The sequence below is a fragment of the Paenibacillus sp. R14(2021) genome (assembly GCF_019431355.1).
Lineage (GTDB): Bacteria > Bacillota > Bacilli > Paenibacillales > Paenibacillaceae > Paenibacillus_Z.
This window is the reverse complement of sequence record NZ_CP080269.1, coordinates 1,442,193-1,461,468: the sequence shown is the minus strand read 5'-3', so window position 1 is coordinate 1,461,468 and position 19,276 is coordinate 1,442,193. Positions and strand designations below refer to the sequence as shown.

Below are 19,276 nucleotides of genomic sequence, written 5' to 3'. Positions count from 1 at the left end.
TTGGCATACCCTCCAAAGTTCGGTATAAACCGTACCCTTTGGAGGGTATTGTTATAACGAGAGAATTGGAGGGAATACCTTGCAGCTAACGTTTCTTGGCACGAGTGCGGGAAGACCGACCAGAACGCGTAATGTCACATCAATTGCTTTGTCCCTGCCGGAACCGAAAGGCGGCTTCTGGCTGTTCGATACCGGCGAGGGCACCCAGCATCGGATGCTCGGGAGCAAGCTGAAGCTCAATAAACTGGAACGGATCTTCATTACGCATCTGCATGGCGATCATTTGTATGGATTGCCGGGATTACTGAGCAGCAGAGGCTATTTTGAAGGAGCCGGTCCGCTTGAGATTTACGGTCCCTCCGGCATTCGCGCTTACCTCGAAAGCATTTTTCATTTGAGCGGCGTTCATCTCGGGTATGAGCTTCGCATTATCGAAGTGGAAGCCGGCGTGGTTATGGAAGACGACAAATTCAAAGTGGAAGCCGCTGAGATGGAGCACCGAGTGCCCTGCTTCGGTTACAGAATTACGGAACGTCCACAACCTGGCGCGCTGAATCTGCCCGTGCTGTCCCGTCTTGGCGTGCCGTTTGGCCCGCTGTTCGGCAAGTTGAAACGCGGTGAAGACGTTACACTGTCCGATGGGCGGACGATCGCTGCCGGGGAAGTCGTCGGGCAGCCGACGCCGGGACGCGTTATTACGATTCTGGGGGATACGCGGCCTTGTGATAACGCGGTAATGCTCGCGCGCGGCGCCGATCTGCTCGTGCATGAAGCGACGTTTGCCGGGGGGATGGAAGAGAAGGCGGATGCCTACGGTCATTCTACAATTCTCCAAGCTGCGGAGACAGCAAGAGATGGCGGCGCGAAGCGGCTTGTCGTCACGCATTTCAGCTCGCGTTTCGATGACGAGGCGGTTGCGGATATGGTGGAAAGCGCAAAATCGATTTTTCCGTCCATCGATCCTGCTGCTGATTTTGCCGAGTTCAACGTACCGAGAACGCCGCTTACAAATTCGTTATGATTCCTAAATCATCTCTTTACAATGAGCTGTTACGATGTTGGCGAAAGGCCGGCAAGTATCAGCAGACGAAGGGATGATCAGGCATGGATACCGGAAGTCACCTCTTGTTTGGCGTTACCTTAGCAGGATTATCCCTCACGGATCCCGTCATCGCAGGGCATTCGGAGCTGCAGCACGCCGTGCTTGCAGCCATTCTGCTCGGGAGTCATGCACCTGATTTTGATGCGGTTATGCGATGGAAAGGACCAACCGCTTACATCAGGCATCACCGCGGCTTGACGCACTCCCTGCCCGCGCCGTTCATTTGGGCGCCGCTGCTCGGAGTCCCAATTGCCTGGCTGTTCGGAGCTGGCGCTTGGAGCGGCACGGTCGTCTTTTGGACACTGATCGCGGTTATTTTCCACATTGGGCTCGATTTGTTCAACGCTTACGGCATACAGTGCTTAAGACCTTTTACGCGCAAATGGCTGCATCTGGATGTGCTCTGTTTGTTCGATCCTTATTTATTCGCCGTTCATGGCGCTGCGGCATTGTTATGGATGTTCGGGTACCCGAATCCTGGGCGCTTGTTTATGTTCGTATACGCATTGACGATTCTATATCTAGCATGGCGGATGCTCGTTTCAAGGCAAGTCGTCCAGCTGCTGAGTACGACATACAGATTGGACCCGGGAAGGATTACGATGCTGCCGACACTGCTTGGCGCGGCTTGGCAGTTCGTTGCCGATGCTGGCGACGAGTTCATCATCGGCTATGTCCGCCGCGGACGCGTGGACGAAGAAGCCGTGCTGCTGAAAGCAAAGCCGGAAACCGTGGAGGCGGCAGCCCAATCGACGCTCAGCGTGGATGGCGTGAGAGCCTTTCATCATTTTGCGGAACGGATTCATGTGAAGGTGCAGGAGAAAGTCGACGGTTATCTCGTTACATGGAGCGACGTCCGATTTTGGTATAATCACGGCATGCCGTTCAGCGCGGCGGTCAGGCTGGACCGGAATTTCAATGTCATTGACGAACAGGTGGGCTGGAATAAGAAAGCCTGGGAGCCGCCGTTCGTATAATCGTTACCGTGCAGGGCCGCACATAAGCCTGCTGAAGCTGCGTTTCCAAGGGAGACGCGTTCAGCAGGCTTTTTACATGCGCGTATGAATGATTTTCCAGGCGGTTATCGGGAATTGCAGACCGAACATGCATTCTGTACAATGGGAAGATAGATTCATAGACAGGATAGGGGGAGAGACCTTGAACCGTTGGACGGGCAAAGCATCCGGCTTGGAAGAGTGGCTGGAACTGCTGCGAGAGAATAAGGACATCATGGACAACGTGACCCATTGGCACACGATTCCTGCAAGAGAAGCGCGGACGGTCGAAATGCCGGCCGAGCTGAACCCCAAGCTGAAGGAGGCGCTGGCTGGCCGCGGCATCGGCAAGCTGTTCGTACACCAAGCGGAAGCCTACCTTGCTGTAAGGGCAGGCAAGAACGTCGTCGCCGTCACGCCGACGGCATCGGGAAAGACGATGTGCTACAACCTGCCGGTGCTGCAATCGCTGCTCGAGAACGAAAGCGGACGGGCGCTCTATTTATTTCCGACGAAGGCGCTGGCGCAGGATCAGGTTGCCGAGCTGCAGGAGCTTGCGGCGGCCATGGATGTCGATTTGAAAACAAGCACCTATGACGGTGATACGCCGCCGACGGTTCGGACTGTCGTGCGAAATGCCGGGCATATCGTCGTAACGAATCCCGACATGCTGCATTCGGCGATCCTGCCGCATCATACGAAATGGGTCAAGCTGTTCGAAAATATCAAGTACATCGTCATCGATGAGCTGCACTCGTATCGAGGTGTATTCGGCAGCCATGTGGCAAATGTTCTTCGGCGCCTGAAGCGGATTTGCCGATTCTACGGCTCTAATCCGCAGTTCATCTGCGCCTCGGCGACGATCGACAACCCTCGCGAGCACGCGGAGCGACTATTAGGCGAGTCTGTCGCGTTGGTTGACAACAACGGCGCTCCGATGGGCGAGAAGCACTTCGTCTGCTACAATCCGCCTGTCGTCAATAAGCAGCTGGGCATCCGCCGCAGCAGCGTGCTCGAGACGCAGAAGCTGGCGGGTCTTCTGCTGCGCCAAGGCGTGCAGACGATCGTGTTCGCGCGCAGCCGCGTTCGGGTGGAGCTGCTGCTCACGTACCTGCAGGAGCTCGTGAAGAACGAGCTTGGCACGAAGACGATCCGCGGCTACCGCGGCGGTTACCTGCCCAAGCTGCGGCGCGAAATCGAGCGCGGCCTGCGCAGCGGCGAGATTCGCGGCGTCGTCAGTACGAACGCGCTGGAGCTTGGCATCGATATCGGACAATTGCAGGCCTGCGTGATGAACGGATACCCCGGCTCCATCGCTAGCACCTGGCAGCAGTCCGGGCGCGCCGGCCGTCGTCAAGGCACCTCGGTGACCTTTCTTGTCGCGAGCAGCAATCCGCTGGATCAATACATGATCCAGAACCCGGATTTCTTCTTCAACCAGCCGCCGGAGCGGGCGCTGATTCATCCCGATAATCTGCTGATCATGATCGATCATGTCAAATGCGCGGCTTACGAGCTTCCGTTCGAGCGGGACGAGAAGTTCGGCGACGAGCCGCTTGAGCATATGCTGGAATTTCTGACGGAGGAGAAGGTGCTGCACCATGTTAATAACCGCTGGTATTGGATGGAGCAGTCCTTCCCGGCTCACGGCATCTCACTGCGCTCAGCCGCGCAGGAGAATTTCGTCATCGTCGACATGACGGAGGGCAGCCGCGTGCTCGGCGAGGTCGACCGCTTCAGCGCGCCGACGCTTATTCACGAAGAGGCGATCTATATCCATGAAGGCGTGCAGTATCAAGTGGAGAAGCTGGACTACCACGAGAAGAAGGCATTCGTGCGCGAAGTCGACGTGGACTATTTTACGGATGCGAACATGGCTGTCGAGCTGAAAGTGCTGCATGTGGACAAGGAGAGGGAGAGCGGCGATCTGCTGCGCCAATACGGCGAGGTGACGGTCAATGCCAAAGCGACCTTGTTTAAGAAAATACGCTTGCGGACGCACGAGAATATCGGCAGCGGCCCTATTCATTTGCCGGAGGAAGAGCTGCATACGAGCAGCTACTGGTTCTCCTTCAGCGAGGCAGCCGCCGCCCGCAAGAGCACGAACGACATGCAGCAGGCGCTCCTTGGACTCTCCAACGTACTCGTGCATATCGCGCCGCTCTACCTGATGTGTGACCCTATGGATATTCGCGTCGTGCCGCAGGTGAAGGCCGTTCATTCCAAGCTTCCGACGATTTATTTCTATGACCGCTATCCGGGCGGCATCGGCTTAAGCGAGCGGTTGTACGAGGTGCACGACAAACTGCTGCAGCAGGCAAAATCACTCATCCGCAGCTGCACCTGCCTGAGCGGCTGTCCGGCTTGCGTAGGTCCAATCGAAGAGGTCGGGCTGCTCGGCAAGTCGCTCGCGATGGATTTGATCGAGGAAGCGAGCGCACAGTCGTGAGCGGGCTTAGAGATCGCCTCCTTCGGATGCGGGCGCAGCAAACCGCGCAGGCGGAGCGCTTGGCGGGTATGGTGGAGCAGCCGGAGGAGATCAAAGACGATGGCGCTAGCGCTGCAAATGCATCCGATGCGGCAGACGAACTGCCGGCAGCAGCATCCGCATCCGGTCTCCCGCCCGAATGGGATGCGCTCGGCGTCCGCCTCGTCGAATCGGCGGAAGGCATGTTTCTCGTCCGCGAGAGCCGGTATCCGTTTTCGCATCGGCATGGAATCCATCAGCTTGCCGAGCTGCCGGGTACGCAGCCTTCGCTTGCTGCCTTCGACAAGCAGACCAGCGCTTTCCGCGAGGTGTCTAATGTGCTCTTTCTCGATTTGGAAACGACCGGTCTTGGCGTTGGGGCTGGCAACGTACCATTTATGGTTGGGCTCGCGTACGTGGAGGATGAGGTTTTCGTCGTGGAACAGATGCTGATTCGACATCCGGCAGAGGAGCGGGCGATGATCGCTTATTTGTGCGGGATGCTGCCGAGCTTCACGCATCTCGTCACGTATAACGGGCGTACGTTCGATTGGCCTGTCTTATATAATCGTTTTATTCTGAATGGATACCGAAATTTCAATTGGGAGCCCGTGCACATCGACCTGCTCCATCCGTCTCGTTCCGTGTGGCGCAATACACTTGTCTCTTGCAAGCTGAGCCATGTCGAAGAAGAACGGCTTGGCATTACGCGCAGCGAGGATGTGCCGGGATCGCTCGCACCAGCCATTTATTTTCAATATTTGTCCGACGGAGACCCTGGTCCGCTGCTTGGCGTATTTCGGCATAACGAGATCGATATGCTCTCCTTAGCCGCACTGGCGATCCGCTTCGGGCATTTTCTAGGCGGCGGGGTTGGCTCAGCCATTCCGCTGCCTGCAGAAGCCGAAGAGCTTCTGCGAACGGGACTCTGGCTGGAGAAGATGGGCAAAGGGGACTTGGCCGAGCCGCTGTACGCGCTGTTCGCCGAGCATCCGAGGCCAACGGTGAAATGCCTGTGCCTGCTGGCCGAGCGCGACAAGAAATGTGGAAATTGGCATCGTGCTGTGTTATTGTGGCAGAAGGCTGTTCAAGCGGCGGAAGAAGCGGCTTGGCCGGAATATGAGGCCCATATCGAGCTGGCCATGTATTACGAGCATCGGACGAAAGCGTTCGATCAGGCGCTCGCTTTAGCCGAGCAGGCATTTGAAATCGCGGCGCGCCGTCATGCCGGAGTGCGGCTTGAGGCGAAGCGCCGTGCGATATTGGAAGGCATCCGCAAACGGATCAACCGGTTGCAGATGAAAAGATCGAAGGAGTGAACGGTCATGGGGACGGGCATTCGCGGTTTGCTCATTGATTTGGATGGTACGCTGTACCACGGCGGCATTATGATACCCGGTGCAGACGAGCTGGTTCGCATGCTGCAGCGGGAAGGTCTTCGCTATTTATTCGTAACGAACAATTCCTCAGCTTCACCTGAAGTGGTGGCAGAGCGGCTGCGCGGCATGGGGATCCCGGCGAGGCCGGACGATGTCGTAACATCCGCCCAAGGCGCCGCCGCTTATCTCGCGGAGCAGATGCCCGGCGCTAACGTGCATGTCATCGGCGAGGCCGGACTGCGCGAAGCGATTCAAGAGGCTGGACTCAACTTGGAAACAGATCAGCCTGACGTTGTCGTTCAAGGCATCGATCGCGAGCTGACCTACGATAAACTAGCCGCTGCCGCTGCGCACATCCGGAGCGGGGCACGTTACATATTGACGAATCCGGATCGGCTGCTGCCATCGGAGCATGGGCTGATTCCGGGCGCAGGCTCGATTTCAGCGATGCTTCAGGCATCATCTGGCGTTCAGCCGGTCGTCATCGGCAAGCCCTCGACAATCTTGATGGATGTCGCTTTGAAGCGGCTTGGCCTTGCGCCGGAGGAGACGTGGGTGGTTGGCGATAATCCGGCGACCGACATTGCGGCAGGACTAGCCGCAGGTTGTCTCTCTGTGCTTGTATTAACAGGGCTTGCAACGGGCGACAATTATAAAGAGCTTCTTGCTGCAGCAAACTGCGAAGCGGATGTCGTCATCGACACCTTACCGCAGCTGCAGGAATACATAGGGAATCAGCTGGCCCAGCAGAGGCAGCGCCGATAGGAAGGAAGTTGCACGTATGCCGGAATATCCGGAAATGGAACATTATCGCAAGCTGCTGGCGGAGCGCATCTCCGGCCAGCCCATCACAGACGTCATAGTAACAAGACCTAAATCGATCAACGTTCCGGAGGAGACATTCCAAGAGGAATTGATCGGCCGTACGGTTTGGTTCGTCGAGCGGCGCGGCAAAATGCTGCTCTTCCATCTCGACAACGGGAAACGGCTGCTGCTGCACCTGATGCTCGGCGGCCTAATCCGCTACGAATCCCGCGATTTGACTCCGGATGGCCAGCCGCAGGAACGACCGGAACGCTCCGTGCAGGTGTCGATCGGTTTCCCGCAGGGAGAGCTGTGCTTCATCGGCCTGCGGCTCGGTTATTTGCATTTGCTGACTGTGAAGGAAGCGATCTCGCAGCTTGCTGATCTCGGACCGGAGCCGTTCGATAAATGGCTGACGCTTGAGAAGTTCAAGGAGCGGTTCAAAGGAAAGCGCGGCTCGCTCAAAACCGCTCTGGTGGATCAAAAGGTCATTGCCGGCATTGGGAACTGTTATTCTGATGAAATTGCGTTTGAAGCAAGGGTGCGGCCGGATGCCCGGATTGCCGATATTGAGCCAGAGACATGGGAACGGCTTTATCACGCGATGCATAGTGTGCTCGCTGATGCCGAAGCTCAAGGCGGTTACATGGAGCTGCCGCTGACGAATGACGATACAGTAACCGGCGGCTATAACGATAACTGCCGCGTATACGACCGCGGAGGCGAGCCTTGCTTGAATTGCGGCGGCACGATCGTGCAGACGGAGATCAATTCACGCAAAATGTTTTATTGCCCGACCTGCCAGAAGGACCGGTAAAACACGATGCGTGCGGGCGTTCATGTTTCCACGCGGGGCGGCTACCGCGAAGCGGCCCGGAGGGCTGCGGCGTACGGTGCCGAAGCCTTTCAGTATTTTCCGAAAAACCCTCGCAGCTTGTTGGTCAAAGCTTTCGATCGAAGCGAGGCCGGCCGCTGCGCGCAGTACTGCGACGAGCATGGCATCGTCTCGATCGCACATTCGCCGTATCCGACCAACATCGCGGCAGAGGACGCCGGGCATCGCGCCAGAACGGTGTCTTCGCTGCTCAATGACCTCGAAATCGCAGAAGCGTGCGGTTCGCTTGGCGTCGTCGTTCATTTTGGCGTTTATAAAGGGCCTGATCCGCTCGAAGGATACCGTAATAGCGTGCTGACGCTGAGCGCTGTTGCGAAACAGTGGCATGGGCGGGCGAAGCTGCTGATTGAGAATCAGGCGGGCGAGCACACGTTCATGGGAACGACGATGGAAGAACTCGCGCAAATCCGCGGCCTTTGCACGGACGCACATAAGATCGGCTTCTGCCTCGACACCTGCCATTTGTTCGCAAGCGGCGTGTGGGATGGGCGGCCTGAAGCTGAATGGATGGATAAGGCGATCGCGCTGGGCGTTATCGACCATCTCGCGGCGGTTCATTTGAACGACTCGGTCTATCCAAGCGGCGAGAAGCGCGACCGGCATGCGGTCATCGGAGAGGGGTTTATCGGTGAGGCGGGCTTCAGCTGGCTGCTTCGGCATCCGCGGCTTGCGCAGGTCCCGTTTGTATTGGAAACGCCTTCGGGGAACGAGGGTACGCATAAGGGACAGCTGGATCAGATTCGGCGGATGGGAGGCCAAGCGGCTCATGATTAATGTGTATTTGGACGATTTCCGGCCATGTCCAAAAGGCTTCGTACTGGCGCGGTCGGCAGCGGAATGCATCCTGCTCTTGAAGGATGAAGAGGTCGACGTTCTATCGCTTGATTTCGACCTTGGCTGGGAGCAGCCGAACGGGCTTGCGGTCGTGCAGTATATCGTGGACAGCGGGCGATATCCGCGCAGCTGTTATTTTCACACCTCCAGTGCAGCCGGCAGAATGAGCATGATTCATCTGATGACCCAGCACGCGCCGCCGGAAGTCGTCATTCATCATGGGCCGATGCAGCTGGAATGACATAGGAGGGGAAATGTCATGATTACGATGCAAAACATCACGTTTAGACGCGGTGAGCGGCAAATACTTAATGGCGTTAATCTGCAAATGAACAAAGGCGAGCACTGGGTTATTCTAGGCCGCAACGGATGCGGGAAGACGACCTTGCTTGAAATGATGACAGGCTACGAATTCCCGACCTCCGGTACCGTCGACGTGCTCGGCAACCGTTACGGCGAATGCGACGTTCGCGAGGTGCGCAAGGAAATCGGCTACATCAGCCAGGCTGTCATGGAGAAGCTCACGCTGCGCGACCCTGTTTGGGAGGTTGTGGCGACCGGGGAATATGCCTTCCTGCGCTTCTATCAAACGATCGACGAGGCCGTGCGGCTGAAGGCGCTGCGGCTGCTTGAAGAGGCGGGGCTGCTCCACACCGCAGAGCAGACACTGGGCTCGTTGTCGCAGGGCGAACGGAAGAAAGTGCTGCTCGCCCGCGCGCTTATGCTGAGTCCGAAGGTGCTCATTATGGATGAACCTTGCGCGGGTCTTGACCTGTACGAGCGCGAGAATCTCCTGATTGATCTCGGCCGTCTCAGCGAGCGAGATATGATGGTGGTCTACGTCACGCATCATATGGAAGAAATCATTCCGCTCTTTACCCATGTCGCGCTCGTGCAGGACGGCGAGATCGTAGCGGCAGGGCCGAAGAAAGAAGTATTAAGCCCGGATTGGCTGAGCCGCGCTTACGATTGGCCGGTTGAAGTCAATTGGGCAGATGATCGTCCGTGGATTCGGGCACTACCAGGAGGAAGAACGCAGTGACAGAATGGATTGGAACCGCGAACCGAGGCTTCGCTTCGCTTGCGATGGAAGAGCTTCGCAGAGTGATTAATGGCATTAAAATTACACAGCTCACGGCTGGTGAAGTGTTCCGGATCGAGGTTCCGCTGAGTCGCGAGGATATGCTGGATTTGCTGCAGCGCAACGAACCGATATTTCTGCGGCATATACAGCCGATTGACCGCATCTTGCCGATTCAAGGCAATGCGGACGATCTGCAGGCGTTGTCCGATTTGGTGCGCCATGCAAGAATGCGCTGCGAGAACGTAACGACGGCCGTTCATTATCGTCGCGTGGAGGGTACGCGCTTTCCGTATTCGGCTGCGGACACCAAATCGGTGCTGGATGCCGTCATTATGGAGCTAGGGTCGGAAACGACGATGCAGTCGCCGGAGCAAATATTGTCCATCTTCGCCGGCGTGGACGAGCTGTACGTCGGCTGGGGAACGCCAGCCGAGCAATTGTCCGACTGGCCGGGCGGCGCGATACGCTTTCAACGCGAAGAGGGGCAGATTTCAAGAGCCAAATTCAAGCTGCTGGAAGCGGAGCGGGCATTCAAGCTGTACTTGGAAGAGTTTCGCGAAGCGCTCGATATTGGCGCGGCGCCGGGCGGTTGGACGCACTTGCTCTTAGAGCGCGGCCTTCGCGTTACCTCGGTGGATCCCGCCGATCTGCACCCCTCGCTTAAGGCATATCCAAGGCTGACGGCGATGAAGAAGAATGCTTCGGACGTTAAATTCCCTCCGGGGACGTTCGATCTGCTTGTCTGCGATATGAGCTGGAGTCCTATGCAGATGGCGAAGCTCGTACTGGAGAAGACGGATGCGCTGCGGGATGGGGCGACGGCAATCATAACGATTAAACTGATGCACAAGAAGCCGCTTCAGACGATCCGGGATGTTATCGCGAGGCTGGAATCGTCGTTCCAGCTGAAGAAGGCCAAACAATTGTTTCACAATCGCGACGAAATTACGCTATACTTGGTGAAGAATAATTAGAATTACACGAAACGGGAAAGCATCCCGAAGGAGCAGAGAGTTCGTCTGCTCGTTCGGGGTGCTTTTTGCCGTCTAGAGGAGGCTGAATTTATGAGTCAGGCGCAATTTGAAAGCGGCATGGTGGTCGGCGAACGTTATCGCATCAGCAGGCTGATCGGAAGAGGAGGCATGGGCGAAGTTTACGCAGCGGAGGATCTTCGGCTGCACGGGAAGCTCCGTGCCCTCAAGGTGAATCGGCCATTTCAAGGGAACGGGCTTCGCAGTGCAGAAGAGGCGGGCCTGCTCATGCGGCTTAACCATCCGCATTTGCCGTTGATCGTGGATTATTTTCCGGCTGCGGACGACGGCGGACTCGAACTCCTTGTCATGGACTATATTGACGGGATCACGCTGCAGGACTATTTGGCGCAGCAAGGCGGCTTCATTACGGCGGAGCAGACGCTTGAGATCGGCGTGCAGCTTGCGGATGCGCTTCGTTACCTGCATCAGCAGCAGCCCCCTATTATTCACCGGGATTTGAAGCCCACGAATGTCATGATTGACCGCAGCGGCTTCGTTCGGCTGATTGACTTCGGGATAGCCCGCCAATATAAATTCGGGCAAGCACAGGATACGATTACGCTGGGTACGCCGGGCTTCGCGGCTCCCGAGCAGGAGGGCGACCGCCAGAGCGATGCCAGAACGGATGTGTTCGGGCTTGGCGCCTTGCTTTATTATTTGATGAGCGGCGGGAACCGCTTATCGGGCAATGGGATGATGACGGGATTGCCGGATCGCAATTCCGTTGCCCGCGCTTGCCTCGACATCATTGGCCGGATGACGGACCCCGTCCCTGCCCGCCGGTTTAATACGATGGAGGATGCAGGCAATGCATTGGGCGCTTGTCTGCTAGGTACCGAAGGTACGCTGCACTTCCCAGCACGATCCTCCGAGAACAACCCGCCGCGGCAGGCGCGCAAACAGCATGTCATGGTGGCCGCATTATCGCCCGGCGCCGGCGCTACATTCACAGCGATAACACTTGCACGTCTTCTCGAGCAGCAAGGGGATCGAAGCATTGCAGCCATCGAGCATCCTGACCTGGAGCCGGAATGGCATGCGCTGGTTCCGGAGGCGAATCATCGCCCTGGAACGCCTGCTCAAGCAGCGGCAGACCGAAGGTACCTGTGCATGGCGTCGCCCTCCAAGCGCTTGGATTGGTACATGCTGGATCCGGCCACTGTAGCCATCGCCGCTTTGGAAGCGGAGCAGCAGCTGAAGCACCGCTTCATGCTGCAGTCGATCGAGGCGCCGATTCGAATCACCGACGTTTCCAGCCATTGGATGCATCCGGATACGGAGCTGCAGCTCATTCATTGCGACCTGCTTATTGTAGTCGCCGATCCCTTCCCATCGAAGTGGACGCTCCATCGCATGTCGACGATGAAACGCATTAGCGGCGAACGGGAACGCGCTGGCAGAAGCACGTATTGGATCGCCAACAAGGACGCTAAGTTCCGCGCCCGCAGTGAATGGCTGGCGATGCTTCCTGTGAAGCCCGTTTGCTCGATACCGCTGCTGCCTGGGGACGAATGGGCCGATTATATGTGGTCAGGCAAGTGGGCAACGCTGCATCCGAGGTGGAAGAAGCTGCTTGAAAGCGGTTTTCAGCCTGTTTTTCGCGCAATCTATGACAGATGCTGACACAGAGGGACAATTCCTGTGATACAATGATGTGCGGGCGATGTTGATATGAGACGATGGACGGCCCGCTATACTTGATCCATGGAAAGCGAGTTTAACGATGAGTTTATTGACTGTAGAGGATTTATCCCATAATTTTGGCGACCGTACGTTATTCAAGAATGTTTCCTACCGCCTGCTTGCGGGCGAGCGCGTCGGCCTGGTCGGCGCGAATGGAACCGGCAAGTCTACAATGATGAATATTTTGACGGGCAAGCTGCTCAAAGACAGCGGGCGGGTGGAATGGACGCCGCGTATCAGATACGGCTATCTAGACCAGCATACGAAGCTGGTTCCCGGTAAAACGATCCGTGACGTTCTTCGGGATGCATTCGAGCCGCTGCTCCTGCTCGAGCAAGAATTGAACGAGATTTCCGCGCAGATGGCGGATGCCGATGCCGACCAGCTGGAGGAATTGTTGACGCGGATGGGGGAAATTCAGGAGGAACTCGAAATCGGCAATTTCTACCTCTTGGACGTGAAAGTTGAAGAAATGGCGAACGGCCTTGGCTTGAATGCGATCGGTCTTGACCGTGACGTATCCGCGCTTAGCGGCGGACAACGGACGAAGGTGCTCCTGGCCAAATTGCTGCTTGAGAAACCGACCGTCTTACTTCTGGATGAGCCTACGAACTATTTGGATGAAGAGCATATTACGTGGCTGACGAACTATTTGAAGAATTACCCGTATTCCTTCATTCTCATCTCGCATGATACGGGATTCATGAATGAAGTCGTTAATGTCATCTATCATTTGGAATTTACGAAGCTTACCCGTTATGCCGCCAATTACGAGAAGTTTCTCGTCATGGCCGATATGAACAAGGCCCAGCATCTCGACGCGTACGAGAAGCAGCAGGAGTATATCAAGAAGCAAGAAGATTTCATTCAGCGCAACAAAGCGCGCGCTTCCACCAGCGGACGGGCGAAGAGCCGCGAGAAGCAGCTTGACCGCGTGGACCGTATCGAGAAGCCGGAGGAGGCCTCCAAGCCGACCTTTATATTCAAAGAGGCGAGAACGAGCGGCAAAACGGTATTCGAAGCGAAAGGGCTGACGATCGGCTATTCGCGGCCGCTGGTGCCGCCCATGGATATGCTGGTGGAGCGCGGCGACAAAATCGCCATCGTCGGGAGCAACGGCGTCGGCAAATCGACGCTGCTGAAGACGATTCTAGGCAAAATCGAGCCGCTGGACGGCAGCGTCTATCTCGGCGATTATTTGTATCCCGCTTACTTCGAGCAAGAGGCGAAAGCGCCGACGCTCACGCCGCTCGAGGATGTGTGGAACGAATTCTCCAACATGAACCAGCATGAAGTACGCGGTGCGCTTGCCCGCTGCGGCTTGAAGAACGAGCATATTACACGTCAGTTGAACCAATTAAGCGGTGGCGAGCAGGCGAAGGTTCGCCTATGCAAGCTGCTGATGCGCGAGAGCAACTGGGTTGCCTTCGATGAGCCGACCAACCACCTTGACATCGGCTCCAAGGCAGAGCTGAAACGCGCGCTCCAAGCGTACAAAGGCACGATTATCCTCGTCTCCCACGAACCGGATTTCTACGAAGATTGGGTAACGAAAATATGGGATGTGGAAGCGTGGTCGCTGCAAGCGGCTAACCGCTAATTCCTGCACGTAAGCCGCCAAGATGCGCTTGGCGGCTTACCATGCTTGCAATGGCGGACATGCTTCATTATGATAATGGGAACAGACCGAGCGTCTGCGTAAGTCTATAACAAAGTAGGTGCAAAGCGAGAATGAACGAACGCATTCTAGTCATCGAAGACGAGGACGGCATTGCGCGGATTCTTCAGCTCGAGTTAGAGCATGAGGGCTATACAGTCGGCCGTGCTGTCGACGGCAGAAGCGGCTTGGAGATGGCGACTGGCGGCGAATGGGACATGCTGCTGCTTGACGTCATGCTCCCCGAGCTGAACGGCATAGAGGTCCTCCGCCGAATTCGGCAGGCCGGCAATCCGATCCCGATAATATTATTGACGGCACGCGATACGATACCGGATAAAGTGAGCGGTTTCGAGCACGGCGCCAATGACTATATCACGAAGCCCTTCGCGATGGAGGAGCTTCTTGCGCGCGTGCGCAACTTGCTGCGTATCTTCCAGCAGCAGCCGAAGGAGCCGGAAAGCCCGGATGTGTTGAAGGCGGCCGATCTCTCGATCGAGCTTCGCACGCGCAAAGTATTCCGCAAGGATTTGCCGATCGAGCTGACGCCGAGAGAATTCGAGCTGCTCGTCTATTTGGCGGAGCATCGCAACGAAGAGAAGTCGCGCGAAGACATTTTGTCCGAGGTGTGGGGCTACGATTTCATCGGCGAAACGAATCTCGTCGACGTATACATCCGTTACTTGCGGCAGAAGGTTGACAAAGGCTACCGGCATAAGCTGATTCATACTGTCCGCGGCGTCGGTTATATGCTCAAGGAGCCCGATGCATGACGCTCCGCAGACGGTTTACGTTTTTTACGATTTTTTGGCTGATTTTTATTTTGATTCTATTTAATATTTTCGTTTATTTATTCGTCATCAAAATCACGATTCGCAGCGAGGATCAGCTCCTGACGAATAAAGTGAATATTTTGCTTGAGGATCCTCGCATCAACGATCCCAATCAGCTCGCGAACAGTGATTTGCTTCGCGACTATTACAATGTCAGTGAGCTGATGCGCATTGTGGATCGAACAGGCAAGGCCGTCAATACGCAGGGCTCCGATCCGGAGCTGCTAGCGCTCAAGACGGAGTTCTCGTCTCAGCACGACACGGGGATGTTTTTCATCGAGGGACGGCGCGTCCTCTATATGAAGGTTCCGCTTTATCATGACAACCAGATTATCGGCACGCTTGAATTGTACCGAAAGTTGACGCTGCTCGACAGCTATCTGCAGGTATTGGTTATTGCGCTTACGATTACGAGCATCGGGGCGATTCTATTTGCTATCTTCGGTACGTATTGGTTTACCTCGCGCCTAACCGCGCCGATTCAGCATATGGTACAGACGATGCGTGAGATCGACCGCAGCGGGAAACTGCGCCAAATCGAGCTTGCTCAGCGCGACCAATCCGCGGAGCTGCTTCAGCTTGCCCGAGCGTTCAACCAGATGATCGACAGGCTGGATCGTACCTTCGAGAGGCAGAAGCAGTTTGTCGCCGACGCTTCGCATGAGCTGAAGACGCCGCTTACGGTCATCAGCAGCTATGCGGGTATGCTGAAGCGCTGGGGCCGAGATGATGTGAATATCCGTGATGAAGCGATCGAAGCCATCAGCAAGGAATCGCAGCGGCTGCAGAACCTGACGAAGTCCATGCTTCAGCTGGCACAGGCGGAGCAGGAGGACTGGCTGCAGACGGAGACGTTCAATCTTGTACAGCTTGCGGACGAGACCGCCGATATGCTGCATATGACATTCCAACGGATGATTCGCGTGCATACCGGCAAGCAGCAGGATATCCGGCTGTCCGCCGATAAGGACAAGATCCGCCAGCTGCTCGTGATTTTGCTCGATAACGCCATTAAGTACAGCAAGGAAACGATCGATATGACGATTTCGCTCAATAAGGGGATCGTTCGGTTCTCGGTTTCGGATAAGGGGATCGGCATCCCGGAAGACGAGATGCCTTATTTATTTGAACGGTTCTACCGGGTAGACGGTGCTAGAAGCCGGAGCACGGGCGGTGCCGGCCTTGGATTGTCCATTGCAAAACGGATCGTGGAGCTGCACGACGGCCAAATCGACGTGTTCAGCAAGCCTGAACAAGGAACGACGATTTCGATCGCGCTGCCGCAGAGGAAATAAGCAAGGGGATAAGGGGAGAAGGACATGAGCCGTTTGCGCGTTTGCGCCGTACAGTATAAGCTGGCTGATCTTGCGAGCTTTGACGAATTCGCTGCTCAAGTGAGTCACTACGTTCGAAACGCGTCGGAGTACGGCGTGCAGTTTATTTTATTTCCGGAATTTTTCACCACGCAGCTGCTCTCGATCGGAGACGAGCGGGGCGAAGCGCTGCCAATCGGGCAGCTTCCTACATTCACGGTCGCCTACATCGAGCTATTCAAGCGTTTGGCGGCTTCCTACGATGTCCATATCATAGGGGGCACACATGTCATTGATGCAGGCGGCGGCAAGCTGCATAACGCTGCGCATCTATTCTATCCGGACGGCCGCGTGGAGAAGCAGGCGAAGCTTCATATGACTCCGACGGAGCGGGAAGAGTGGAATATGTCCCATGGCGACGGACTTAGCGTATTTGATACAGAATACGGCACGATCGCTATGCTGACCTGCTATGATATCGAGTTCCCAGAGATCGTACGCATGGCGCGGGCGAAGGGCGCGGACATCATCTTCTGTCCGTCCTGTACCGATGACCGGCACGGGTTCCACCGCGTCCGGTATTGCTGCCATGCAAGAGCGGTAGAGAATCAAGTCTACATCGTCACGACGGGAACCGTAGGGTCGCTGCGGAAAGTCGATTTCATGCGGGCGAATTACGGTCAAGCGGCGGTTATTTCGCCGAATGATATCCCATTTCCACCTGCGGGCATCCTGACGGAAGGCGTAATCAACGATGACATGCTCGTCGTGGCCGACTTGAACGTCGAGCTGCTGCATGATGTGCGAGCCGCCGGCTCCGTCACGACATGGAGAGACCGCCGAACGGATTTGTATACGGATTGGACCTGATTCCCCTGGCGAGGAGGAAGTCGTTTGTTTAAACAGCTCATTGTGTACGCGGATGGCAGCCCCGTCGAAATCGTCATTCGCAACTATACCGCTGCCGACTTCGCGGGCATGATTGCAATCCAGCAAGCGAGCTTCCCGCCGCCTTTTCCGTCCGAGCTATGGTGGAATGAAGCACAGCTTCTTCAGCATGTAACGTTATTTCCGGATGGTGCGCTCTGCGCGGAGATGAACGGACGGTTAATCGGTTCCATTACCGGCCTAAGAATAGGCGATGAACAGCTCTTGGGAAACCACACCTGGGCCTCCATCACAGACAATGGTTATATTCGCAATCATGATCCCCAAGGGGAAACATTGTACATCGTAGATATCTGCGTTATCCCCGAGCTGCGTAAGGCGGGAATCGGTAAATGGCTCCTGCAGTCCATGTACGAGCTTGTCGTGCATCAGGGAATGCGAAGACTTCTAGGCGGCGGCCGGATGCCGAGCTATCATCGTTACGCGGATCACGTATCGCCTGAACAATATCTGGCAGGTATCGTTGCCGGGGAATACCGTGATCCTGTCATCTCTTTCCTGCTTCGCTGCGGACGTATGCCGGTCGGCGTTGCCGCTCATTATTTGGAAGACGAAGAATCCTGTAATTATGCCGCTTTGATGGAGTGGAAGAATCCTTTCCGATGAAGATGGATGTCAACGAACGCATAGAGGAGCGATATTTTTGGACTATATTCGTATTCAATCGATCGATAATCCCCTGTTTGCCAAGCTGCATGAATTGATGAAAAACATCTTCCCGCCTGAAGAAGTGCTGGCCTTTGATAAATGGCGCGCGCCGCTGGAGGATCCGAGTCTCCATGTGTATGTTGCCGTACATGAAGGAGAGGTCGTAGGGACAACTGAATACCGCTATTACCCGAAGCTCCGGGTTGCGATGACGGATTTTACGATCGTCGGCCGTCCCGGCCTTGGCATAGGACGTTTCCTCATGCGAAGCCGCGCGAAGGATCTGGAGAAGCTTGCGGAGCAGAGCGGTACGGTATCGCTAGGTATGTTCGCTGAAATCTACGACCCTGTTCAAGCTTCCCATACCTTCGGTGGCATCTACCCGATGAGTCCGTATGTACGCCGGGAAGTGCTTTCGCATATCGGCTATATGCGGCTGGATTTCCCTTATGTGCATCCATCTTGGGAAGAAGACGGTTCGGCTGTAGGCGGCTTGAACCTCAGTTTCCTTCCGGCAGACGAGGAACGTACGGAGCTCGATGCTTCGCTCGTGACGGCTTTCTTGACGGATTATTATTCCGCGCTGCCAAACAAACCGGACGAGTGGTACGCTATGATCGAGCAGCTAAAGAACGAAAAAACGCTGCGGCTGCTTCCGCTGTAAACAGGAGAGGGGCTGGATTCCGTGGATATCACATTTTGGGGAACGGGGGATGCCATGGGCGTTCCTCGGGTCTACTGCTCCTGCGAGGTTTGCGAGGAGGCAAGAAGCAGCGGCGTCAACCGCAGATTCCGCTCGCTTGTGCAGCTGACCGATGCAGCGTTCGGCACGATGTTGATCGATTGCGGGCCGGATTGGCGCAGCGGAATGGAAGCAGCTTCATTGCGCCGGATCGACGGGCTGCTGCTGACGCATGCACATTTCGATCATATTGCCGGACTGCCGGAATACGCAGATATGTGCAGATGGCTGGGCAGCAGAGGGAAAGCGTACGCCATGCCGGCCGTCATTGAGGAGATTCTGATTCGGTTCCCTTGGCTGCGGTCTCAGATCGATTTTCACCCGATCGACGGACCGCTTGCCTTCGGCGGCTGGGAAGTACACTGCTGGAAGGTCAACCACGGCAAGAACGGGTACGCGCACGCGTTTCGTTTCACACATGCCGCGATGGGAAGAAGCTTCGCTTACTGCTCCGATTCGATTGCGCTGCAGGGCGAAGAGCTGGAGCCCCTGCGGGACTTGGATCTGCTCATTCTCGGTACGAGCTTCTACGAAGAGCCTTATCCATTCGAGACGCGTTCCGTTTACGATGTGAAGGAAGCCCTTGCGCTCATCGGGCAGCTGAAGCCCGGGAGGACATGGTTTACCCATATGTCGCATGATATCGACATTGGCCGGGATTACGGGCTGCCGGGCAGCGCGTCATTCGCATGGACGGGGCTTAAGCTCTCAGTGGATTAAGAAGTTGGCTGGGCGTATGCCGCTTGACTTTGGCTGCTGCCAACCGCTAAAATAAAGGTAACTTTAAGCAGTAAGGGGAAATTTTAATGTGTGTCGGTGTTCTTAACTTCTAAATTGGATAGAACCTGGAGCCTGTAG

18 protein-coding genes are annotated in these 19,276 nt (G+C 56.0%); all 18 read left to right on the top strand.

Annotation, left to right across the window (positions count from 1 at the left end; genetic code table 11):
- Positions 1-79 precede the first annotated feature (79 nt).
- The 18 genes from rnz (at position 80) to KXU80_RS06945 (ending at position 19,138) form a co-directional block, all read left to right on the top strand.
- Positions 80-1,021 carry a ribonuclease Z gene (gene rnz / locus KXU80_RS07030; protein WP_219837522.1) on the top strand — a complete coding sequence of 314 codons (942 nt, stop codon included), beginning with the start codon at positions 80-82 and terminating at the stop codon, positions 1,019-1,021.
- 83 nt (positions 1,022-1,104) lie between these two features.
- The gene (locus KXU80_RS07025) at positions 1,105-2,079 is read left to right on the top strand and encodes a metal-dependent hydrolase (RefSeq protein WP_219837521.1); all 975 of its coding nucleotides are present in this window, start codon (positions 1,105-1,107) and stop codon (positions 2,077-2,079) included.
- Between the two features lie 181 nt (positions 2,080-2,260).
- On the top strand, positions 2,261-4,546 hold the full coding sequence (locus KXU80_RS07020) for a DEAD/DEAH box helicase (protein ID WP_308858206.1): 2,286 nt from the start codon (positions 2,261-2,263) through the stop codon (positions 4,544-4,546).
- Positions 4,543-5,883 (top strand): ribonuclease H-like domain-containing protein, encoded by a 1,341-nt coding sequence (locus KXU80_RS07015; RefSeq protein WP_258171307.1) that lies wholly within the window; start codon positions 4,543-4,545, stop codon positions 5,881-5,883. Before KXU80_RS07020 ends, KXU80_RS07015 begins: the two co-directional genes overlap by 4 nt.
- Positions 5,884-5,889: 6 nt before the next feature.
- Positions 5,890-6,708 (top strand): TIGR01457 family HAD-type hydrolase, encoded by an 819-nt coding sequence (locus KXU80_RS07010; RefSeq protein WP_219837519.1) that lies wholly within the window; start codon positions 5,890-5,892, stop codon positions 6,706-6,708.
- A gap of 16 nt (positions 6,709-6,724) precedes the next feature.
- Entirely contained in the window at positions 6,725-7,564 is an 840-nt protein-coding gene (locus tag KXU80_RS07005) for an Fpg/Nei family DNA glycosylase (protein ID WP_219837518.1), read from the top strand.
- 6 nt (positions 7,565-7,570) lie between these two features.
- Positions 7,571-8,416 (top strand): deoxyribonuclease IV, encoded by an 846-nt coding sequence (locus tag KXU80_RS07000; RefSeq protein ID WP_219837517.1) that lies wholly within the window; start codon positions 7,571-7,573, stop codon positions 8,414-8,416.
- On the top strand, positions 8,409-8,717 hold the full coding sequence (locus KXU80_RS06995; protein WP_219837516.1) for a cyclic-phosphate processing receiver domain-containing protein: 309 nt from the start codon (positions 8,409-8,411) through the stop codon (positions 8,715-8,717). The genes KXU80_RS07000 and KXU80_RS06995 overlap by 8 nt, the downstream gene beginning before the upstream one ends.
- An 18-nt stretch (positions 8,718-8,735) precedes the next feature.
- The gene (locus KXU80_RS06990; RefSeq protein WP_219837515.1) at positions 8,736-9,518 is read left to right on the top strand and encodes an ABC transporter ATP-binding protein; all 783 of its coding nucleotides are present in this window, start codon (positions 8,736-8,738) and stop codon (positions 9,516-9,518) included.
- A complete protein-coding gene (locus KXU80_RS06985; protein WP_219837514.1) occupies positions 9,515-10,534 on the top strand; it encodes an SAM-dependent methyltransferase in 1,020 nt (339 codons plus the stop codon). Before KXU80_RS06990 ends, KXU80_RS06985 begins: the two co-directional genes overlap by 4 nt.
- 90 nt (positions 10,535-10,624) lie before the next feature.
- Positions 10,625-12,217, top strand: a complete 1,593-nt coding sequence (locus KXU80_RS06980) for a serine/threonine-protein kinase (RefSeq protein ID WP_219837513.1) — start codon at positions 10,625-10,627, stop codon at positions 12,215-12,217.
- 100 nt (positions 12,218-12,317) lie between these two features.
- Positions 12,318-13,877: an ABC-F family ATP-binding cassette domain-containing protein gene (locus KXU80_RS06975; protein WP_219837512.1), complete on the top strand. Its 1,560-nt coding sequence runs from the start codon at positions 12,318-12,320 to the stop codon at positions 13,875-13,877.
- A gap of 131 nt (positions 13,878-14,008) precedes the next feature.
- Positions 14,009-14,707 carry a response regulator transcription factor gene (locus KXU80_RS06970; protein WP_219837511.1) on the top strand — a complete coding sequence of 233 codons (699 nt, stop codon included), beginning with the start codon at positions 14,009-14,011 and terminating at the stop codon, positions 14,705-14,707.
- Positions 14,704-16,062, top strand: a complete 1,359-nt coding sequence (locus KXU80_RS06965; protein ID WP_219837510.1) for a HAMP domain-containing sensor histidine kinase — start codon at positions 14,704-14,706, stop codon at positions 16,060-16,062. Before KXU80_RS06970 ends, KXU80_RS06965 begins: the two co-directional genes overlap by 4 nt.
- A 24-nt stretch (positions 16,063-16,086) precedes the next feature.
- Positions 16,087-16,950, top strand: a complete 864-nt coding sequence (locus KXU80_RS06960) for a carbon-nitrogen hydrolase family protein (RefSeq protein ID WP_219837509.1) — start codon at positions 16,087-16,089, stop codon at positions 16,948-16,950.
- 24 nt (positions 16,951-16,974) lie between these two features.
- Entirely contained in the window at positions 16,975-17,634 is a 660-nt protein-coding gene (locus KXU80_RS06955) for a GNAT family N-acetyltransferase (RefSeq protein WP_258171306.1), read from the top strand.
- A 37-nt stretch (positions 17,635-17,671) separates the two neighbouring features.
- Positions 17,672-18,340 (top strand): GNAT family N-acetyltransferase, encoded by a 669-nt coding sequence (locus KXU80_RS06950; protein WP_219837508.1) that lies wholly within the window; start codon positions 17,672-17,674, stop codon positions 18,338-18,340.
- Positions 18,341-18,361: 21 nt separating this feature from the next.
- A complete protein-coding gene (locus KXU80_RS06945; protein ID WP_258171305.1) occupies positions 18,362-19,138 on the top strand; it encodes an MBL fold metallo-hydrolase in 777 nt (258 codons plus the stop codon).
- The last annotated feature ends 138 nt before the right edge of the window (positions 19,139-19,276 follow it).

What these genes read in the sequence shown, in the direction of transcription:
- KXU80_RS06965 (WP_219837510.1), top strand. Translation starts at nt 14,704, where the DNA reads ATGACGCTCCGCAGACGGTTTACGTTTTTTACGATTTTTTGGCTGATT.
- KXU80_RS07005 (WP_219837518.1), top strand. Translation starts at nt 6,725, where the DNA reads ATGCCGGAATATCCGGAAATGGAACATTATCGCAAGCTGCTGGCGGAG.
- KXU80_RS07010 (WP_219837519.1), top strand. Translation starts at nt 5,890, where the DNA reads ATGGGGACGGGCATTCGCGGTTTGCTCATTGATTTGGATGGTACGCTG.
- KXU80_RS06975 (WP_219837512.1), top strand. Translation starts at nt 12,318, where the DNA reads ATGAGTTTATTGACTGTAGAGGATTTATCCCATAATTTTGGCGACCGT.
- KXU80_RS07025 (WP_219837521.1), top strand. Translation starts at nt 1,105, where the DNA reads ATGGATACCGGAAGTCACCTCTTGTTTGGCGTTACCTTAGCAGGATTA.
- KXU80_RS07000 (WP_219837517.1), top strand. Translation starts at nt 7,571, where the DNA reads ATGCGTGCGGGCGTTCATGTTTCCACGCGGGGCGGCTACCGCGAAGCG.
- KXU80_RS06980 (WP_219837513.1), top strand. Translation starts at nt 10,625, where the DNA reads ATGAGTCAGGCGCAATTTGAAAGCGGCATGGTGGTCGGCGAACGTTAT.
- KXU80_RS06995 (WP_219837516.1), top strand. Translation starts at nt 8,409, where the DNA reads ATGATTAATGTGTATTTGGACGATTTCCGGCCATGTCCAAAAGGCTTC.
- KXU80_RS06960 (WP_219837509.1), top strand. Translation starts at nt 16,087, where the DNA reads ATGAGCCGTTTGCGCGTTTGCGCCGTACAGTATAAGCTGGCTGATCTT.
- KXU80_RS06990 (WP_219837515.1), top strand. Translation starts at nt 8,736, where the DNA reads ATGATTACGATGCAAAACATCACGTTTAGACGCGGTGAGCGGCAAATA.
- KXU80_RS06970 (WP_219837511.1), top strand. Translation starts at nt 14,009, where the DNA reads ATGAACGAACGCATTCTAGTCATCGAAGACGAGGACGGCATTGCGCGG.